20 protein-coding genes and 1 tRNA gene are annotated in these 19,288 nt (G+C 61.8%); 17 read left to right on the forward strand and 4 right to left on the reverse strand.

Annotated elements, in window-relative coordinates; genetic code table 11:
• The first annotated feature begins 7 nt into the window (after positions 1 to 7).
• From FOY51_RS04020 to FOY51_RS04050, 6 genes are all read left to right on the forward strand, one after another.
• Positions 8 to 634, forward strand: a complete 627-nt coding sequence (locus FOY51_RS04020) for a trimeric intracellular cation channel family protein (RefSeq protein ID WP_149428940.1) — start codon at positions 8 to 10, stop codon at positions 632 to 634.
• 47 nt (positions 635 to 681) lie between these two features.
• Positions 682 to 1,368: a response regulator transcription factor gene (locus tag FOY51_RS04025; RefSeq protein WP_149428941.1), complete on the forward strand. Its 687-nt coding sequence runs from the start codon at positions 682 to 684 to the stop codon at positions 1,366 to 1,368.
• 131 nt (positions 1,369 to 1,499) lie between these two features.
• A complete protein-coding gene (locus FOY51_RS04030) occupies positions 1,500 to 2,903 on the forward strand; it encodes a sensor histidine kinase (protein WP_149429472.1) in 1,404 nt (467 codons plus the stop codon).
• A 124-nt stretch (positions 2,904 to 3,027) separates the two neighbouring features.
• Positions 3,028 to 4,566, forward strand: a complete 1,539-nt coding sequence (locus tag FOY51_RS04035; protein ID WP_149428942.1) for a S1C family serine protease — start codon at positions 3,028 to 3,030, stop codon at positions 4,564 to 4,566.
• A gap of 98 nt (positions 4,567 to 4,664) precedes the next feature.
• Positions 4,665 to 5,162 (forward strand): MogA/MoaB family molybdenum cofactor biosynthesis protein, encoded by a 498-nt coding sequence (locus FOY51_RS04040; RefSeq protein ID WP_187776214.1) that lies wholly within the window; start codon positions 4,665 to 4,667, stop codon positions 5,160 to 5,162.
• 645 nt (positions 5,163 to 5,807) lie between these two features.
• Positions 5,808 to 6,464, forward strand: a complete 657-nt coding sequence (locus FOY51_RS04050) for an MspA family porin (protein WP_149428944.1) — start codon at positions 5,808 to 5,810, stop codon at positions 6,462 to 6,464.
• A gap of 74 nt (positions 6,465 to 6,538) precedes the next feature.
• On the opposite strand, the gene mscL is transcribed toward FOY51_RS04050, so the two are convergent.
• From mscL to FOY51_RS04070, 4 genes are all read right to left on the reverse strand, one after another.
• The gene (gene mscL, locus FOY51_RS04055; protein WP_149428945.1) at positions 6,539 to 6,940 is read right to left on the reverse strand and encodes a large conductance mechanosensitive channel protein MscL; all 402 of its coding nucleotides are present in this window, start codon (positions 6,938 to 6,940) and stop codon (positions 6,539 to 6,541) included.
• A gap of 123 nt (positions 6,941 to 7,063) precedes the next feature.
• Complete coding sequence (locus tag FOY51_RS04060) at positions 7,064 to 7,741, reverse strand: SAF domain-containing protein (protein ID WP_149428946.1); 678 nt, start codon at positions 7,739 to 7,741, stop codon at positions 7,064 to 7,066.
• 87 nt (positions 7,742 to 7,828) lie between these two features.
• Positions 7,829 to 8,152, reverse strand: a complete 324-nt coding sequence (locus tag FOY51_RS04065) for an FmdB family zinc ribbon protein (protein ID WP_149428947.1) — start codon at positions 8,150 to 8,152, stop codon at positions 7,829 to 7,831.
• A gap of 112 nt (positions 8,153 to 8,264) precedes the next feature.
• Complete coding sequence (locus tag FOY51_RS04070) at positions 8,265 to 8,837, reverse strand: 5-formyltetrahydrofolate cyclo-ligase (RefSeq protein WP_149429474.1); 573 nt, start codon at positions 8,835 to 8,837, stop codon at positions 8,265 to 8,267.
• 89 nt (positions 8,838 to 8,926) lie between these two features.
• Between FOY51_RS04070 and FOY51_RS04075 the strand changes: the two genes are divergently transcribed.
• From FOY51_RS04075 to FOY51_RS04125, 11 genes are all read left to right on the forward strand, one after another.
• A complete protein-coding gene (locus FOY51_RS04075; protein ID WP_149428948.1) occupies positions 8,927 to 9,868 on the forward strand; it encodes a UTP--glucose-1-phosphate uridylyltransferase in 942 nt (313 codons plus the stop codon).
• Between the two features lie 63 nt (positions 9,869 to 9,931).
• Entirely contained in the window at positions 9,932 to 11,191 is a 1,260-nt protein-coding gene (glp, locus tag FOY51_RS04080; RefSeq protein ID WP_149428949.1) for a molybdotransferase-like divisome protein Glp, read from the forward strand.
• 1 nt (position 11,192) lies between these two features.
• Complete coding sequence (locus FOY51_RS04085) at positions 11,193 to 11,849, forward strand: GNAT family N-acetyltransferase (protein WP_149428950.1); 657 nt, start codon at positions 11,193 to 11,195, stop codon at positions 11,847 to 11,849.
• 144 nt (positions 11,850 to 11,993) lie between these two features.
• Positions 11,994 to 12,827 carry a divisome protein SepX/GlpR gene (gene sepX, locus FOY51_RS04090; protein ID WP_149428951.1) on the forward strand — a complete coding sequence of 278 codons (834 nt, stop codon included), beginning with the start codon at positions 11,994 to 11,996 and terminating at the stop codon, positions 12,825 to 12,827.
• Between the two features lie 89 nt (positions 12,828 to 12,916).
• Positions 12,917 to 12,992: transfer RNA gene (locus FOY51_RS04095), tRNA-Ala, on the forward strand.
• Between the two features lie 152 nt (positions 12,993 to 13,144).
• Complete coding sequence (locus tag FOY51_RS04100; RefSeq protein ID WP_149428952.1) at positions 13,145 to 13,603, forward strand: GyrI-like domain-containing protein; 459 nt, start codon at positions 13,145 to 13,147, stop codon at positions 13,601 to 13,603.
• Entirely contained in the window at positions 13,600 to 14,037 is a 438-nt protein-coding gene (locus FOY51_RS04105; RefSeq protein ID WP_149428953.1) for an AraC family transcriptional regulator, read from the forward strand. Before FOY51_RS04100 ends, FOY51_RS04105 begins: the two co-directional genes overlap by 4 nt.
• Positions 14,038 to 14,390: 353 nt before the next feature.
• Entirely contained in the window at positions 14,391 to 15,044 is a 654-nt protein-coding gene (locus FOY51_RS04110) for a DUF6875 domain-containing protein (RefSeq protein ID WP_149428954.1), read from the forward strand.
• A gap of 691 nt (positions 15,045 to 15,735) precedes the next feature.
• The gene (locus FOY51_RS04115) at positions 15,736 to 16,128 is read left to right on the forward strand and encodes a hypothetical protein (RefSeq protein ID WP_149428955.1); all 393 of its coding nucleotides are present in this window, start codon (positions 15,736 to 15,738) and stop codon (positions 16,126 to 16,128) included.
• Entirely contained in the window at positions 16,125 to 17,234 is a 1,110-nt protein-coding gene (locus FOY51_RS04120; protein WP_149428956.1) for an Rv1355c family protein, read from the forward strand. Before FOY51_RS04115 ends, FOY51_RS04120 begins: the two co-directional genes overlap by 4 nt.
• A gap of 146 nt (positions 17,235 to 17,380) precedes the next feature.
• The gene (locus tag FOY51_RS04125; RefSeq protein ID WP_149429475.1) at positions 17,381 to 19,219 is read left to right on the forward strand and encodes a putative bifunctional diguanylate cyclase/phosphodiesterase; all 1,839 of its coding nucleotides are present in this window, start codon (positions 17,381 to 17,383) and stop codon (positions 19,217 to 19,219) included.
• Positions 19,220 to 19,288 lie beyond the last annotated feature (69 nt).

Below are 19,288 nucleotides of genomic sequence, written 5' to 3' on the forward strand. Positions count from 1 at the left end.
TGACCGGGTGTTCCTGCAGATCCTCAACCTCGCCGGTATCGCTGTGTTCGCGATTTCCGGCGCGCTGGTCGGTGTGCGCAACCGGCTCGACCTGTTCGGCATCTGTGTGGTCGGTACCACGACAGGCATCGGCGGCGGCTTGATCCGCGATCTGCTGCTCGGTGTGCATCCGCCGACCTCGATGGTGGAGTGGCCGAACGTTGCTGTGCCCGTGGCGATGTCGCTGATCGTGTGCTTTGTGCATGCGCAGCTCGACCGGGTCTGGCGCGCGGTGCTGCTCTTCGACGCCTGCGGTATGGGGTTGTTCGCGGCGACCGGTGCGTCGATCGCACTCGATCACGGGGCGGGTGCGCTTGCCGCGGTGATGATCGGTGCCACTGCCGCCGTCGGAGGTGGCGTGCTACGCGATGTTCTTGTCAACGAGGTCCCGATGCTGCTGCGACGTGACCTGTATGCCTTGCCTGCCTTGCTCGGCGCGGTGCTCGTCGTCGTGTGCAACCAACTCGGTCTCGCTACCGACGCAGCGCTTCTGGTGGGTGCTCTGACGGCGACCGGGCTGCGTTGCCTTGCGCTGTGGCAGCATTGGCAGCTCCCGCAGGCACGGGTGTCGGATTCGAGCAGGAAAGGCCGCTGACAGCGTGTTCTCAGACAGATCTCAGTCGATGAGGCCACACTGTCGATATGCGCATATTGGTGGTCGACGACGATCGGGCTGTCCGTGAGTCGCTTCGCCGGTCGCTGACGTTCAACGGGTACACCGTCGATCTTGCGGTCGACGGCCTCGACGCGCTCGAAAAGTCGACGGCCGCACGCCCGGACGCGTTGGTGCTGGACGTGATGATGCCGAAACTCGACGGGCTCGAGGTCTGCCGTCGGCTCCGCAGCACCGGCGACGATTTGCCGATTCTCGTTCTCACGGCGCGCGACTCGGTGTCCGAACGCGTTGCCGGCCTCGATGCGGGCGCAGACGACTACCTACCCAAGCCCTTTGCCCTCGAAGAGCTGCTGGCTCGCCTGCGGGCACTGCTGCGTCGCGCGGTTCCGGAAGCCGGTGTCGACTCCGAGGCAATGCAGTTCGCCGATCTGACACTGGATCCGGTGACCCGTGAGGTGCTGCGCGGTGAGCGCTCCATCAGCCTGACGCGCACCGAGTTCTCGTTGCTGGAGATGTTGATGGCGAATCCGCGTCGGGTGCTCACCCGAAGTCGCATCCTCGAGGAAGTGTGGGGCTACGACTTCCCGACGTCCGGAAACGCACTCGAGGTGTATGTCGGCTACCTGCGCCGAAAGACGGAGGCAGAGGGCGAGATTCGACTGATCCACACTGTGCGCGGGGTGGGTTACGTACTACGGGAGACGCCTCCGTGAGGTTCGCTCCACATTTGGGTGCCGCACCGGAGTCGCGCGGTGATCAGCAGCTGTCGGCCGCCGACACGGGTCCGATCGTTCGCGGTCCCATCGATGCGGTACCGCAGTCCAAGTCGAAGAATCCACCCGAGATGCGGCCACCGATGCCGTTGACGCGATCGGTGTCGCTGCGCTGGCGCGTCACGTTGCTTGCCGCGTCGGTGGTGGCGATCGCGGTTGCCGTGATGGCGATGGCCGCGTATGCCGTTGTGTCGCGGGCGCTCTACGCAGATGTGGATTCACAGCTGCGCAACCGGGCGTCGACACTGATCGACAACAACGTCGATTCGTTCGACTTCCGTTACATCACCGTTGCGACGTTCTATTCCAAGGACATCAGCGTCGCCCTGATCTTTCCGGACCTCAAGGTCTACATGCCGCCGGGCTCGCACACGCCGATCGGGCCCGAAGAGCTTGCTGTAGCCAAAGGCGACAGCGACTATTCGTTGCACACGGTGGACAACCAGCGGGTCCTGACGCAGCGTGCCAACACGGGTAGCACCGTGGTGATTTCGCAGCGACTGGCACCGACGGGAACCGTGCTGGATCGACTGGCCTGGGTACTGTTCGTCGTCGGCGGATGCGGCGTCGTGCTCGCCGCTGTTGCGGGTACGGCGGTGGGGCGCACCGGGCTTCGCCCCATCGCGAGACTGACGGCTGCGACGGAACGAGTTGCGCGCGCCGACGACCTGACTCCGATCCCGGTGACAGGAAACGACGAACTCGCAAGGCTGACAGAGAGTTTCAACACGATGCTGCGGGCGCTGTCGGAGTCGCGCGACCGGCAGAGTCGGTTGGTAGCCGATGCCGGGCACGAGCTGCGGACGCCGTTGACGTCGTTGCGCACCAACATGGAGTTGCTGATCGCGTCCAGTCGTCCTGGCGCACCGAGCATTCCGGACGAAGACATGGCCGAGCTGCGTCAGGATGTGATCGCTCAGATCGAAGAGCTGTCCACCCTGGTCGGCGATCTGGTCGACCTTGCTCGCGAAGACGCACCCGAAACCGTCTACGAGCGTGTCGATCTGGGCGACGTCGCCGAGCGCGCGTTGGAGCGGGCGCGGCGCAGGCGGACCGAAGTGGAGTTCGTCGCCCAACTGCAACCGTGGTTCGTCTACGGCCACGAGGCAGGATTGCAGCGCGCGGTTCTCAACGTGCTGGACAACGCAGCCAAGTGGAGTCCGACCGGCGGGCGCGTGTTTGTCGACATGCGTCAGATCGGTGACGGCTTACTGCAATTGACGGTGGACGATTCGGGGCCGGGTATCCCGGACAACGAGCGCGATCTTGTGTTCGAACGCTTCTATCGGACCATGGCGTCGCGGTCGATGCCCGGCTCCGGACTGGGCTTGGCGATCGTGCGGCAGGTGGTGACCAAGCACGGCGGCACCATTGCCGTCGACAGATCGGCGACCGGTGGTGCATCGATACGGATCGTGCTGCCGGGCGAGGCGGTGCCGTCGCTGGATCCCGAAGAGCCCGGCACTCTCTCGTAATCGGGAAAGGTCTCGGCAAACTGATATCGCCGTCTCAGTCCGCTCTCAGCCGCGTCGGACATGGTGGTCAGTAAGCAAGTGGGTTCAACACCCGCCACGCGGCGGAAGGACGAACGGGAAAACGATGACGGACGATCGCACGGGGGACAACGTCCCGCAGGACAACACCACACCTCAGCAGACCGGTAACCAGCCGCCGACTCCGCCACAGCAGGGCCAGGGCGCGTATCCGCCGCACCAGGGCGGACAGCAGCCGCCCGCCGGGTACCAAGGCAACACGCAGCAGTTCGGGGCCTACCAGCAGCCGAGCGGATACCCCACCGCGCAGTTCGGCCAGGCCGCGCAGTTCGGCCAAAACACAGAGCAGGGTGCCTACCGATCGCCGTACCAGCCGACCGAGCACCTGGCCGCCCCCCAGCAGCATCCGGTCCACGAACAGCCGAAGCCGAAGCGCGGCAGGACCGGACTGGTCGCGGGTGCTGTGGCGCTCGCGCTGGTGAGTGGTGGCGTCGGCGGTGCGGTCGGCGCGATGTCCACCCACTCGGATTCCAACGGCAGCTCGGGCAGCGTGAACAACGCGCTGAACCAGCCGATACCGAACGCCAATCCCGCCATCAACGCACCTGCCGGATCGGTGCAGGCGGTCGCAGGCAAGGTGTTGCCGAGCGTCGTGATGATCAAGGTGGTCGGGAGCAGAGAAGAGGGGGAGGGTTCCGGCGTCGTCTTGTCGTCGGATGGCCTGATCCTCACCAACAACCATGTCGCCACCGGCGCAGGTCCCAACGGCAAGCTCACTGTCGCCTTTGCCGACGGGTCCACCGCCAATGCTTCCGTCGTCGGCGCCGATCCGGTTTCCGACATCGCTGTCATCAAGGCGGACGGCAAATCCGGTCTCACTCCGATCGAGCTCGGTAGTTCCAACGGCGTGCAGGTCGGCCAGCAGGTGGTCGCGGTCGGTTCGCCGCTCGGATTGGCAGGCACCGTCACGTCGGGCATCGTCTCCTCGCTCAACCGTCCGGTCTCCACCAGTGGTGACTCGGGCAACCAGAACACGGTCATCGACGCGATCCAGACGGACGCCGCCATCAACCCCGGAAACTCCGGCGGCGCGCTCGTCGACATGAACGGCAAGCTGATCGGCATCAACACCGCCATCGCAAGCCTTGGCGGACAGCAGTCGGCTGGGCAGCAGGGCGGCTCGATCGGACTCGGGTTCGCCATTCCTGTCGACCAGGCACGCCGGGTCGCCGACGAACTCACCAAGACCGGTAAGGCCACCCACGCCCTGATCGGCATCCAGGTGCCGTCGCAGGACGATGCCAACGGCGCAACCGTCAGCGATGTGACTGCGGGAAGCCCAGCCGAGAAGGCTGGGATCCCCAAGGGTGCCGTCATCACCAAGGTCGACGACCGGATCATCGATACCGGCGATGCCCTGATCGCAGCAGTTCGCTCGCACGCACCCGGTGACAAGGTGCAGGTCACCTACACCGATGCGCAGGGCAAGAACCCGAAGACGACCGAAGTCACGCTGACCGACGCTCCGGCCACCACCGACACGCAGCCCGGCGCCGACCAGAACGGGGCGGATCCGAACGGCGGTGGCTCGAACGGCGGAGGCTTGCCGGGTGGTCTGCTGCCGCCGCTGAACGGCGGTCGCTGATGCCGACCTCACGAACGCGTGCGCTGTTCCCGATTTCAGGGCAGGTCGAGGCTGGGCAGTTCGCACCGGCCGGCGGCCTGGGCACTACGGTGAGCACCATGGAAATCGACGCCCCAGTTGCGGGCCGCGCGCTCGTTGTCATCGTTGACGACCGGACTGCTCACGGAGCCGGCACCGATTCGACGGGACCGTTGGTCACCGAGCTGCTCAACGAGGCAGGCTTCCTCGTCGACGCCACGGTGATCGTCTCTGCCGACGAAGTCGAAATTCGGAACGCCCTGAACACCGCTGTGATCGGTGGTGTCGACCTGGTCATCTCTGTCGGCGGCACCGGCGTCTCGCCGCGCGACGTCACGCCGGATGCCACCGAGGACGTGCTGGATCGGGAGCTCCTCGGCATCAGTGAGGCGCTGCGATCCTCCGGACTCGCCGCAGGCGCACTGGACGCCGGCCTCTCACGCGGCCTCGTCGGAGTCTCCGGCAGCACACTGGTGGTGAATCTCGCGAGCTCGCGCGCCGCGATCCGCGACGGCATGGCGACCCTGACGCCGCTTGCCGGACACGTCATCGGCGAGCTTTCCGGGATCGCGGAGTAGCAATTTCCGACACCGACCAACCGATCGACCGGGATAGCGCAGAACGCGCCCCGGTCGATCGGGCACGGCTGGATCGGGTCTTCGGAAACGTGTTGCCGGAGACGACCGGCGACGAGCGCGCCGCGGATGACGGAATCGGACAAGACGCCTCCGACGACTGGATCCGGCAGCAGGTTCCGCCGCACCACGGCTAGGAAATATTTCGGTCTGCCGCAAGCTGGCGCTCAGCACTTCCTGTCTCGCACGTGTATTCCAGATGAACTCGCAGGTCAATGGCGTGATGTGAATTACCTGTATTTAGAATCGTTGCCAGCATAAATCCTGGCCCCCTACACTGTGACGTAGATCACATCGAGCCCACAACGCCGTCGCGTTGCCTCGTCGTTATCTGACCGTTAGTGTCCAGTTCGAGTCAGTACTGGAACTAGGGGGCAGGGCGCAGCGTCGCGCACTCGCCTAGGTGAAATCGAGTCCGAGGATTTTGCCGCTAGCAGGAGTTAGCAGCGAGTTTGCGTGAGGTAACATCCACGTAATCAAACGTCGAAATACTTCCGCTGGGCCCCAAGGGACCACTCCCTGGTCTCGATGGTCGAGGCAAGGTGCCGACCGAGCAGTGTCGGCTACGAAATGAATGGATGAGGGTTGATGACGGATATTCGTACGCCACGGCGTAACCGTGGATTGGGCACCGCTCGCGCCTTGGCGCTCGCGTCTGTCGCAGCGGTCGGCCTGGCAGTTGCTACCAGCGGCTCGGCATCGGCAGTCGTCGACAGCCAGAACAGCGTTGTCGACCACGACGGCAACACCATCGCGGCGATCATCTCGGACACGCACATCAACTTTGTGCCGCCGCTCGATGGCAACCCGCTGACCCGTGAGTTCTTCCACAACGGTCGCGCGGGCTACAAGGTCACCGGCCCGAAGGCCGACAGCTGGAGCGGCAAGGTCGCCATCGGCTACCAGATCGGCTATCCGGCCACCCTCAGCGGGCACATCACGGTCAACTACCAGACACCGCAGCTGGAGGTCGACATTGTCGGCAACACCGGCGTTCCGACGGCTGATTTCACCAACATCCTCCCGACGATCGGTGGGGACCTGTCCGTCGGCTTCGGCCCCGGCATCGTCGACGTTCCGGCCACCTCGGGTTCCACCTCGGGCGCCGAGGGTGACATTGCGCTCTCCGCATTCCACGGCACCGTCACGGGCGTTCTCGGACCGACGAACATCCGTCCGTACGTGACGGTCACCAGCGGTGCCGGCGACTCGGTCACCACCTACGGCCCGATCGCGACCAACTGATCGCACAGCTTCATCGATAACGACGTGTGCCCCGGCCGAAAGGTCCGGGGCACACGTCGTTTCGGCCGTCTAGCTCAGGAGCCGTGGCGACATGTGTTTGCGCCTGCGGCGAGCAGGTCGCGGATCTCGGTGAGGAGATCGGTGTCGCTGAGGGTTTCTTCGCCCGCGGTCTTGCGACGCTTGTTCATGGCTGCAACCGGTACAACCAGCGCGAAGTAGACAACGGCCGCGATCAGCGCGAAGTTGATAGCAGCGGTGATGACAGCGCCGATATCGACGAATGTCTTCGGGTTGTCACTGATGAGCTGGAACCCGAGGCCGATGGACCCCGAGCCTCCGATGGCAGCGATCAGTGGATCGATGATGTTGTCACTGAAGGCTTTGACGATGGCGACGAACGCTGTACCGATGACGACCGCTATGGCCAGATCGATGACGTTGCCCCGAAGCAGGAACTCTTTGAAACCCTTGAGCATCTGAAATTCTCCCTCATGTGTCAGCTGTGATGTCAGCCACGCATTGAGGATCGTAATGGACTGGGCTAACTTCCGGCGAGTTATAGCGCGACAGGGTGGATAGCGATGTCCGCGTTGATTGTTTCAGTGGAAGGTGACGGTCAGAGCGCTCGTCAGAGAGGCAGCGGCAACCTTTCCGGCATCGCCGGTGGGTAGGGCCACCATCACGACTCGCTCCTTGGCTCCGCGACCGCTGTCGGTCGGCGAAACGAGAACGACGGCCGCGTCCGCGGCGATCATGGTCGGACCGTTCGGCGCTGCCGGGTCCGCGTGTTCGGCTGCGGTGAAAATGTCCACTCTGTCGCCTTCGCGCAACAATTCGGCAACCCCTGCGTCGGCCAATCGGAGCGGGACCACGCGCGATTCGGTCGTCCCGACGGATACCGCGGCGAGTCGTGGGCCCAGTACCCGGGCATCGGTGATGGGCTCGCCGCGCCGGGTGGCGCCTGCGACGGTCTTGCCGACAACCGCGTCCATCGACGACGCTGCACCCTCCGGGTGGATGCCCGAGCTGTACTCGGCGATGCGAATATCGTCGGCCGTGACGATCCGGCCGGGTTGCAGATCGTGCGCGGCGACGACGGTGGGCGTCAACTGCGATCGAGGGTCACCGCGGAAGAACAGAGCAACAGCAAGAGCGACGAGGGCGGCAGCGGCGACCCGCCGCGCGATGATCGTGCGAGCCCACGCGGGCCGCGACAGCACGGTGATGCGGTGAATCAGAGTGGGCGAGAGTGAGCGATGGGGCGCGCGTCGGTCCATGGGCGAACAGTAAGGCCGTGCCGACGCCGAGTAGGGCCCGTGACGGCCCTGCTGTGGATAGACGAAGTCCTGTGGATAACCAGCGAATCAGCTGGCTACGGCCTGTTTGGTCGCGGGCGCGCCGGCGCTCGAGGCCGTCGAATCAGATTTTTCTTTTTTCGCTGTTGCGGGAGCATCCGACTTGGGCTTGTCCGTCGTCGACTTCTCGCCGGCAGCTTCGCTCGCGGTGGATCCTGCGCGGCTGTCGGTGCGGTAGAAACCGCTGCCCTTGAAGACGATGCCGACGGAGTTGAAGAGCTTGCGCAACTTGCCGGAGCACTCCGGGCACACGGTCAGCGTGTCGTCGGAGAACGACTGGACGATGTCGAACCGGTTGTCACACTCGGTACACGCGTACGAGTAAGTAGGCACAGATCCTCCGCTTCGGTCTTCTCACCGCCGTGTTCGTCGCACGCAGTGTTAGCACTCTACAGGTGACAGTGCCAACGTCGCTATTGCGCAGGAAATTCCCTGCCAGAAACTTTCAACCCAGCGCAGCGAGACCACCGCGCGGTGTCAGCGACCAGCCCATTCTCGCGTCGTGGGCCTCCTCAGGCAATTCGGCGACCAGCTCTGTGTCTCTCACCACTGCGATCAGGCGAGTCTCGGGATCGGCAAGGGACAGCGTGCGGTCGTAGAAGCCTGCGCCACGCCCAAGTCGGACGCCGCGGCGATCGACGGCTAGAGCGGGTACCAGCACGTTCGCTGCCGTCCGAATCTCGGCGGGAGCGAACACCGGGCCGTCCGGTTCGCGGAGACCGAACCGCGCAGGAATCAAGTTGTCGGTCGCGGTGAACTCCGCCCAGCTCAGCGGACCGGGATCCCGGGCGATCGGGAGCAACACCCTGGCACCGGCCTGGATCAGGAGCTCGAGCAGTTGGGGTGACCCGGGTTCCGTACCGATCGGCATGTACGCGCACACTGTGCTTCCTGGGGTCACCAGATCTCGCGCAGCAACGCCGAGTTCGTGGGCGTCGGCAGCATGCTCCGCGGCCGACACCGTCGAACGCGCGGCAAGGATGTGACGCCGCCATTCCTGCTTCGACATGCGCTGCACGTCGTCGTTCTCGCCGGGCGCTTGCACCTGGATGACTTTAGGCTCTGTGCCGACATGCGTCGGGACTGTTGATGGATAGGGTGTGGGTTATGACAGAGGCTGGGGTCGATCTCCCGAAGTGCTTCCGAACTGCCGTTGTTCCGGCTGCCGGTCTGGGGACCCGCTTCCTTCCGGCAACCAAGACGGTCCCGAAGGAGCTGCTGCCGGTCGTCGACACACCGGGCATCGAGCTCGTCGCGGGCGAGGCCGCCGATTCGGGCGCCGACCGACTGGTGATCGTGACGTCACCAGGTAAGGACGGCGTCGTCGCGCATTTCGTCGAAGACCTGGTCCTGGAGAGCAAGCTCGAGGCAAGCGGCAAGCACAAACTGCTGGCGAAGGTTCGCAAAGCGCAGGGCCTGCTGCAGGTGGAGTCCGTGGTGCAGGACGAGCCTCTCGGTCTCGGCCACGCGGTTCTGCAGGCCGAGCAGGTGCTCGACGACGACGAAGATGCGCTGGCCGTGCTGCTGCCCGACGACCTGGTGCTGCCCCGCGGAGTGCTCGACGTGATGTCGCGTGTGCGGCGCAAGCGTGGTGGCAGTGTCTTGTGCGCCATCGATGTCCCGAAGGATCAGGTCAGCTCGTACGGCGTGTTCGAGGTGGAGACCGTTCCGGATGCGGCGAACCCGAACGTCCTGAAGGTTCTCGGCATGGTGGAGAAGCCTGCCGTCGAAGATGCGCCGTCCACGTTCGCGGCCGCCGGTCGCTACCTGCTCGACCGGGCAATTTTCGATGCGCTGCGTCGCATCACACCAGGGGCGGGTGGCGAGCTTCAGCTCACCGATGCGATCGCGCTGCTGATCTCGGAGGGCCATCCGGTGCACGTCGTCGTTCATCGCGGCTCGCGACACGACCTCGGAAATCCCGGTGGCTACCTTCGAGCTGCGGTTGACTTTGCGCTGGACAGTGAAGAGTACGGTCCGTCGTTGCGAGAATGGCTGACACACAGGCTGAGTGGGGAATGGGCTCCTCAGCTCACCAATGCGGAGTAGTCCCCCGCTGTGGGATCGGGCCTGTGCGGGATCGGGCCCCAGTGCGAGAACGGAAAGGGATAGATGCGCTCGGTTGAGGACCAGCAGACCAGGGTGACTGCTGCGGCGGTGGCGCCGCGGCCGGTCCGGGTCGCGATTTCGGAAGCGCAAGGTCTGTTGTGCGCCGAAGACGTGGTCACCGAGCGTCCGCTCCCCGGGTTCGATCAGGCCGCGATCGACGGCTATGCAGTCCGCAGCGTGGACGTTGCCGATGCGGGCACCGATGTGCGCGACGAAGAAGGCGAACCCATCGAGCTGACGTTGCCGGTGGTCGGCGAGGTGGTCGCCGGTTCGCGCACACCGACGCGGCTGCAACCTCGTCAGACCGTGCGCGTCGATACGGGCGCACCGCTGCCGACGCTGGCCGACGCGGTCCTACCCCTGGATCGCACCGACGGTGGCCGAGCGAAGGTCAAGGTATACAAGCCGGTTCGCTCGGGCGACTACGTTCGGCGCATCGGCGACGACGTGCAACCGGGTGATGTCGCGGTGCGATCGGGGACGATCATCGGCTCGGCGCAGGTGGGTCTGCTGGCCGCCGTCGGTCGCAACAAGGTGCTGGTCCATCCGCAACCGCGGCTGTCGGTGATCTCGGTCGGCGGCGAGCTGGTCGACATCGATCGCACGCCCGGTGCGGGACAGGTCTACGACGTGAACTCGTATGCGCTTGCCGCTGCCGCGCGTGATGCGGGGGCGGACGTGAATCGGGTCGGGATCGTCGGGGGAGATCTGCGCAGGTTGCGCGAGGTGGTCGAAGGTCAGCTGATCCGGTCCGAGGTGGTCGTGATCGCGGGCGCGGTCGGCGGGGGTGCGTCGGAGCAAGTACGTGACGCGCTTTCCGATCTCGGCGTCATCGAAGTAGACCGTGTCGCAATGCATCCCGGGTCCGTGCAGGGTTTCGGCAGGCTCGGACGCGACGAAGTGCCGACGTTCCTGCTGCCGTCGAATCCGGTGAGTGCGCTCGTGGTGTTCGAAGTGATGATTCGACCGCTGATCCGGATCACCTTGGGGCGCCGCCAGCCCATGCGCCGGATCGTCAAGGCGCGCACACTGGCGCCGATCACCTCGATCGAGGGCCGCAAGGGATTTCTGCGCGCCCAACTGATGCGCGACGAATCGACAGGTGAGTACCTGGTGCAGGCACTAGGCGGTGCGCCGGGTGCGTCGTCGCATCTGCTTGCGACGCTTGCCGAAGCGAACTGCCTGGTCGTGATCGACCCCGATGTGACGGATGTGCGTACCGGCGACGAGGTGGACGTCGCGTTTCTCGCTCAGCGCGGTTGAGATGACGACCAACGCGCTCAAGTGGACCAACCATCCGGGCTGGCCTGCGGATCTCGGTCCGTTGCGGGTCGCGGCAGGCCAGGTGTCGCTGCGCCCGATCCGGCTGCGCGATGCCGGCGCGTGGAGCCGAATCCGGACTCGCGACCGCGATCACCTGCAGCCGTGGGAACCCACGGGGACCGGGCAGTGGGAAGCCCGCCACCAGGCCGCGAACTGGCCGGGGCTGTGGTCGAGTCTGAAATCGGAAGCCCGCAAGGGACACATGCTTCCGATGGTGATCGAGCTCGATGGTGAGTTCGCAGGTCAGATCACCGTCGGCAACATCGTTCGTGGTGCGTTGCGCTCGGCGTGGATCGGCTATTGGGTCGCAAAGGATCTCGGCGGGCAGGGTGTCGCGACGGCGGCGCTGGCGCTGGGCCTCGACCACTGCTTCGGCCCGGTCGGCCTGCACCGGGTCGAGGCGACCGTGCGTCCGGAAAACCTTGCAAGCCAAGCGGTTCTGCGCAATGTCGGCTTTCGCGAAGAGGGCGTACTGAAGCGCTACCTCGACGTCGACGGGGCTTGGCGAGACCATCTGCTGGTCGGCATAACAGTCGAAGAGGTTGCAGGAACCATCACCGACAGGCTGGTCAGGACAGGGAAGGCGACGTGGTCGTAGGCGGCACTGTCCGCGTGTGACTGGAGTGACACGTGTGTAGTTCGGCCCGGCGAGTCTGCAGGGTCCGCCGACCTGATCGCACTAGCCTTGAGCTCGTCAGGGGTGTCGTTCGCACCGGTCGACGGGTAGGAGGTGCTAGGCGCAATGCCGAATTCGTTCTTATGGATCGGCTTGGTTGCGCTGTGGCTCTTCGTGCTCTTTCCTATGTTGGCGGACAAGCACCCTCGCATACGGCAGACCACCGATGCTGCGCTGGCGACGCGGGTTTTGCACCGCGGCGGATCGAAGCGCCGGACGGATCGCGGCCCAGCGTCCGGGCATGAAAGTGATCCGAACTGGCTGCCTCGCCCACAACGGTCGCGGGTAGTTGCACGTTCCGAGGACCCAGGCACTGACGCGGAGGACCTGATGGATACTGACGCCGAAGAAGAATCCACCGAGACGGCGGAGACGGAAGCGCCACGCGAACGTATCGCGGTCGCGGAACGTGACGAGGCGCCGACCGAGCGCCCGCCGGTCCGGCGGGGTCGCGGCGGTTTCGATCCCGAAGCCGACGCCATCGCACGGGCAGAGCGATACGCATTCCGTCAGCGGGCCGTGCTTGGTCTTGTGCTGGCGACGATTCTGACAGCTGCACTGGCCGTGGTGATCTCGTCGACGATGTGGTGGGTATGTGGCCTGGCCGCGATGGTTCTGGTCGGATACCTGAGTTACCTCCGCAAGCAGGTTCGGATGGAGGAGGACATCCGTCGCCGCCGAATGGCGCGGTTGAGTCGGGCCCGCCTGGGTGTCGAGTCACGATCGGACGACGAGCTCAAGTTGGTGCCTGCCCGGCTGCGCCGGCCAGGAGCGGTAGTCCTCGAAGTCGACGACGAAGATCCGGTGTTCGACCACCTCGATCACCATGACGTCCACGCGGCCGACGACGCTTCCGATCCCGGAAGCGAACTCCATATTCGGCGGGCTGCGGGGGAGTGATGAGTGGCTGCGGCCGACGGACAGACCTCGATTCGTAGCGGCGTCGGGTGTACTGCTAAAGTTGCGCAGCGCGGTCGAAGAAACCGCACGGGGCTGTGGCGCAGTTGGTAGCGCGCTTCGTTCGCATCGAAGAGGTCAGGGGTTCGATTCCCCTCAGCTCCACCATTACTCGGCTTCTGTCGAAAGCGTAAAGCTGGTCGTCTGACCGGCATTCGGCCAATTCAGTTCGCAGGCAAACTGGCTCCGCGCGTTGGTAGGATTGGGCACCTTGCCATCTTTGACAGGGATTGCTTGTCACTACTTTCGAAAGAGCCCCGATGCAGTTTCAAATCGTCGAACGTGACGAAACTTGGGTTGCAGGGCTACCTGTGCGGAGCCCGAAACGTGCGCTCGGGCGGCTACGGGATCTCGCGCTCGAAGAAGCATGGTCTGCGGTTTTGAAACAACAAATCGGCGGTCCCCTGGCGTCGATCTATACGGATTTCGCTCCCGACCTCTACACGTACAACACGCAGATCGTGGGCTACCAATGCTCGTCGCTCGACGAGGTAACTCGCGGCCATATTGTCGCTCGCGTACCGCGGGGTCGGTATGCAGTTTTTTCCGCAGTCGGCGAGTTCCCGAACGTTATGACCGACCTGTGGACTCAGATCACGTATGCCGAAGAACACGGTCAGATCAAGAGATCTTTCTTGGGTGACTTCGAGTGTTATCCGCACGCGTATGGGATCGAGATGTTCCTAGCTATCGAATCCGAACCCTCGAGTTCGACATGACGCACGAGATAGTCGTCCGGGAAGCGCAGATTTTCGGTGGGCTCGTCATACCCCGCGTGCTACCGGGCTTCAAGACGAGCGGCAGCGATCTCGTGGAGTTCCTGAAGGGCCGCTTGCGGGACCGGGATCGGCAGGCCGCCGAAGATATCTATACCATCTACATCCCCGATCCATCTGGGCAAAACAATGCACTGGTTTGTTTTGCCTACGATTATCATTCTGAAATTCCGATTGGGGACGTATTTGCTAGATCCCCTAAAGGAATATATGCGATCTTCCGGCCCATTGGCGAATACTCGGACCCGGTTGAGGACGTTTGGGCACAAGTCCACGGCGCTGCGGATTCGGGTGAAATCAATCGCGCATTCGCTGAGGAAATCGAGATTCTGCATCCCGATGGGGGTATCGAGTTACATATCTCGATCTCCTTGTGACTGAAACTAGCTGAGCAGCAACACCGGTCGATAGGGCCTATGCTGCAACTTCCTTCGCACCGCAAATAAGTGGCTTACATGCCGACCGTCGTTCGCCGGGATTCGAGATTATTCCCGCTGGTTTTTGAGCAAGCCTTTAGCGGATAATCGGGATTCCTGCAACGCTTGGTCGGGTTCGGTAGCAGTGTTGCTGATCTCGTCCCCGCTTCGCAGGGATTTTTAGGCTTCCCGTCACAATAGGGCGCCGGGTTCGAAGGTCAGTTAGGTAGATTTCCGACGGACAAGGATCTCTGCGACGGGAGGCCGCGGTGAATCGACAGTCGATTCACCTGCCTGCCTGAAGGGACCTGGCTATGCATTGCACCGCAACCTTGGTAGATCCGGCCGCCACTGAACTCAGAATCGCAAGTCTATTCACAGCCTCACCTGAGTCAGGGCTTGAAGAGCACACGGCGACGATGAGGCGCTGGGTGTTGGAATTCCTAAGCAAGTCGCACCCTGATCTGGGGCGAAAGGGTCCAGTCTGCCCCTATACGTCCCCGGCGATCAAACGTGATCTGCTCTGGGTGGCGTTTCTGCGTGGCGGTGACCTCGAACGTGACGACATCACCCGAGCGTTGACCGCGATCATCCAAGAATTTCGACGGCGTCCACCAACGGACGGGGACGACTCGCATCTCAAATCAGTCGTCCTCGCTTTCCCGGACTTCAGTGATGTCACGTTGATCGAATCGATTCAACTGGAGTTCAAGAACTTGTTCATAAAGTACGGCTTGATGGTTGGTCAATTCTATCCGGGCTGCGACGTCGGGGGTCTCTGGAATCCAGATTTCAAAGCACTCGATGCGCCGTATCCTATGCTCGCCGTGCGGCACATGACTGAAACCGATTATCCCTTTCTGGTCGAGAACGAAGAATGGCTTAACGCCTATTTCACTCACTTTGCTCCCCGAATACCAACCAGGGTTCGATCGGACATGATCAAACGCCTTCTTGTTAGTGCTTGACGGTGGGTACGCCGGTAGGCAATTGTGTATCGCGCGCCGAGCGGTGCGAGCCGCGACCTGAATTTCACAGACCTAACCAATCGGCCACCTTCTATCTCGTGACACTGGCTGGCTCGACGGTTGCGGACCGACCGGTAGGAATGTCACATCTAGGCAATGGTCGGCCGTCCACAACGCTCTGCGCATGCCCGGCACCGAATTCGTGGCTCTCATGCCGTTTCGCTCTTCATGGTGAATAATGCTACTTAGGTGAGATGACAGTTGTTTCACGTCGACCTACGCAAGTTGATCTATTCGTATCCGCTATGCGACCGATAGGACCTGGATGAATTACCTAAATCCCGCCGACTTGGCCAGCGGGCCGAGTGGTCGGCCGGTGCATTTGAGTTACACGATCGCGAACACTGAATGCCGAGTGGTTGCGACGACTCCAAGTGAAAGCCGCGAGCTCTGGGATCAGTATCTGCAAGGCGCACAACGCGCGTACCGCCGGTTCGGAGTAGAGGGCGCGCTAGAGTTGGACGCCATTCGAGACGGCCGAACGACGTCTCTATTCTTGGTAGCAATCGACCACCTCGGATCTGGACGCGTTGTTGCTGGCGCACGGGCACAGGGCCCGTATCGCTCCGCCAGCGAATCTCATGCCGTTGCCGAGTGGCAGGATCACCCGGGCCAAGAAGATGTGCGAACGATGATTGAAGAGCGAATTCCTCATGGGGTCGTTGAGGTCAAGGGCGCTTGGGTATCAGAAGATGCAGTCGAAAAGTCGGAGCTGTTTCATTTCCTCGCAAGAAGCCCGATCATGTCGTTGACAATACTGAATGCGAGGTTCACAGTCGGCACCGCAGGATCCGATTATCATTGGCGAGAATGGGGTTCTTCTGGTGGGGTCATTGCGACGGAAATTCCACCTGCGCCGTATCCATCGGAAAAATACCAAGCAAAAGTGATATGGTGGGATCGAGAAACTTATCCGTACCTTGCAAGTTCGTTCCATGCAGTAAGTGCTCTCCATGAAATTGCTGAACTGTTAGGTGGCGTCCGCATTCTTCCTGAGCGCCACGCTTCTGGGCAAGCGTCATGAGCGGAATAGAAGTGCCAACGTACCGTGCTCGGATCCTGAGCGACAATAACGAAGTTGATATCCAAACGGTCAATTCGTTACGAGCTGATCCAGGCATAGAGTTCATAGACGTGCTCGATTCGCAGGTGAACGAGCTTGTAGGTTTGTTACCTTCGCCACCTCCGGATTTGCTCTCGGAACCATACGCCTGGGTGTATTATTCTTGGCGTCGAAGTGTAGTCCGATCGTTAGGCCCGAAAGCTTATCGCGCAGTGCGCCTCGATAGAAATAGAAATAAAATCACTCGTGAAGAACAGGACCGTCTCGGAAAATTTCGGATAGGCGTCGTAGGGCTTAGTGTCGGGCACGCCATTGCATACACTCTTGCGATGGAGGGATTGTGCAGAGAATTGCGTCTTGCGGATTTCGACAATATTGAGTTGACCAACCTTAATAGAATACCCGCGTCAATGCTCGACCTCGGCTTGAATAAAGCAATCGTTGCTGCACGCAGGATAGCCGAAATTGATCCTTATCTTTCGGTCGTAGTATATCCATCTGGAGTATCCCGCGAAATGATGCCTGAGTTCGTCGACGGGCTAGACCTCGTGGTTGAGGAATGCGATTCTCTAGATATGAAAGTCGCTATACGCGACGCTGCGATCGAGCGACGGATTCCGATCCTCATGGAGACGAGCGATCGCGGCCTCTTGGATGTCGAGCGATATGACCTCGAACCTGACCGAAAACAATTCCACGGGTTGCTCGGTGACGAGTTTGATTTTTCCGCAATCTCAGATCTTTCGCCGCGCGAAAAGATTCCGCACATACACCGCATACTTGATGCGAGCGAATTTTCGCCGCGGCTGTTGGCATCATTTGACGAGGTGGGCCGGACGCTATCGACTTGGCCTCAGCTTGCGGGAGATGTTCAGCTCGGCGGAGCGTCAGTCGCGGCGGCGGTCCGTCGGATCGGTCTCGGGGAGCCTTTGAAATCCGGCAGGACTAGGGTCGATATCGAGCATTCCCTGGACAATGTCAGTGAACCGGCGGTCTCGGAAGAGGGCAGCAGACTGCGTCGTGGATCCGCAGATTCCGCCATAGGTCCGAACGTCCATACACAATGATCGCCCTTATCGGATAGGCGGGGTAACAGCAGGTCGACTGTCGACGATCATCATGCGAACGCGCTCAGTGAGAGGGTCGGGATGTGAACAGTACGGCTACCAGGAGAAGCCTCGAGCTACTCGTTTCCGAGATCGCTACATCGCTGATGGGTGTCGATGCGGCGACGATGGTTCCAACGACTGAAGTCATATTGGCGAGACTGCGTGCGTTTTTCGGTGTCGACCATACGTGCCTTCGGTATAACGATCATGAAATTCGTGCGTCGATCATGATTGCTGAATGCCCAAGCCGTGACGTGATTCCCGACCCGGATCCTCTGGGAGTCGTCTACTTCGAGGACGCAGACGAGGTTTTCGCGCAGGCGGAGCATATGACAGACCTGATTTATGGTCGCCCAGGTTCGGGAACGGAGGGGTATCAGGAGCGAGTTCGTGAGGGTGCAGCCGCAATGGCTGCCGATGTCGTTGGTGATGGCGTTCCCGAGGCGTCGTTCCTTGCGGCGCCCCTCGTCTCAGCCGGCGTCCCCTCAGGATTCATCTCGCTCACTAAGTTTGGTGATCGTGAATTCGATGCCGACGAGATGAATGCCATGAGGGCAATCGCAGCCCTTTTTGCGCAGCTGAAGGCCCGCATTGCAGCTGAGGAGCAATTGCGGCACATAGCGTCACATGACGATCTGACTGGATTGTCGAACCGCCGGGCCCTTCTCGAACACATGGAGGAGCGATTGGCGCCGGGAAGGCCTGGTCCGGTGGCGACGCTATTCATCGATCTGGACAGACTGAAGGCGCTCAACGACTTTCTCGGCCATTCGGCCGGAGACCAGTTTATCTCAGCAATTGCGCGGCGGCTCCGTGATCAAACCGACCCGCGTGACATGATCGCCCGCCTCGGTGGCGATGAGTTCGTAATCGTTCCTGCGCTTTCACTAGGCGCCGCTGCGGCAGAGAGTGAGGCGCAGCGCATCAGGAAACTGATTGGTGAGCGAGTCGAACTGGGCGGAGAGAAGGTCAGCCGCAGCGTGAGTATCGGTGTCGCGGTTGGGAATCCAGGCAGCACCTCGGTTTCGGATGTATTGCGCCAGGCCGACCAAGCTGTGATGGCAGCAAAGGCGAGCGGGGGAAATGGCATAGCTATTTTCACTGAGGAGATGAGGGCGCAGTACGAGCTCCGAGATGATATCGAGCTGAACTTGCGGCACGCTATCGAGAGCGAAGCGCTCTTTCTGCATTATCAACCAGAAGTTGATCTTCGAACTGGTCGTATCGAGGCAGTAGAGGCTCTCGTGCGATGGCAACATCCGACGCGGGGTCTCCTGTATCCAGGAGCGTTTATCGAGGTTGCGGAGGCGACGAATCTAGCCGGAGAAATTGGCCGCTGGGTAATTAGGAGTGCATGCCAGCAATTGGCGGACTGGAGAAAAGCCGGATTGGCCTCCGACATTGTGCTCAGGATAAATGTATCGCCGGTCCAGCTTGTAAGTCTCGATTTCGTCGCATCCGTGGACCAAGTGCTCGCGGAGTTTGGGATAGATGGCAAGTCTGTATGTTTTGAAATTACTGAGCACGTTGTAGTCCAAGACTTAGTGCGGACGCGAATTACGCTCCGAGGGCTGAAAGACATTGGTGTACAAGTCGCGATCGACGATTTCGGGACCGGCTACAGTTCGCTTGCACATCTGAAGGCGCTGACCGTCGACGCATTAAAGATCGACCTCGGATTCGTTCGTCGGCTGGGTGAGGACGCCGATGATCTTGCGATTGTAAAATCGATAGTTGGTCTTGCAAATTCGTTTGGTCTTGGTCTCGTGGCGGAGGGCGTTGAGACGGTCATTGCGGCCGAAACGCTTATAAGTGTCGGATGCTATCGCGCGCAGGGTTTCCTCTTGTCACTTCCAGTCGCGCCTTCGGAGATTGCCAAGCTATTGACGACGGGTTATATTTCTGTCGACTTTTCAGTAAACGACGAAGTCAACACGAATTGATTGATTTCAGATTGATTGCGTAGAGCCGGTTGGAGTATTTTCTCCTTGTAGTCCGGTGGGCGATCGACT

The organism is Antrihabitans cavernicola (assembly GCF_008297975.1).
Taxonomy (GTDB): Bacteria; Actinomycetota; Actinomycetes; order Mycobacteriales; family Mycobacteriaceae; genus Antrihabitans; species Antrihabitans cavernicola.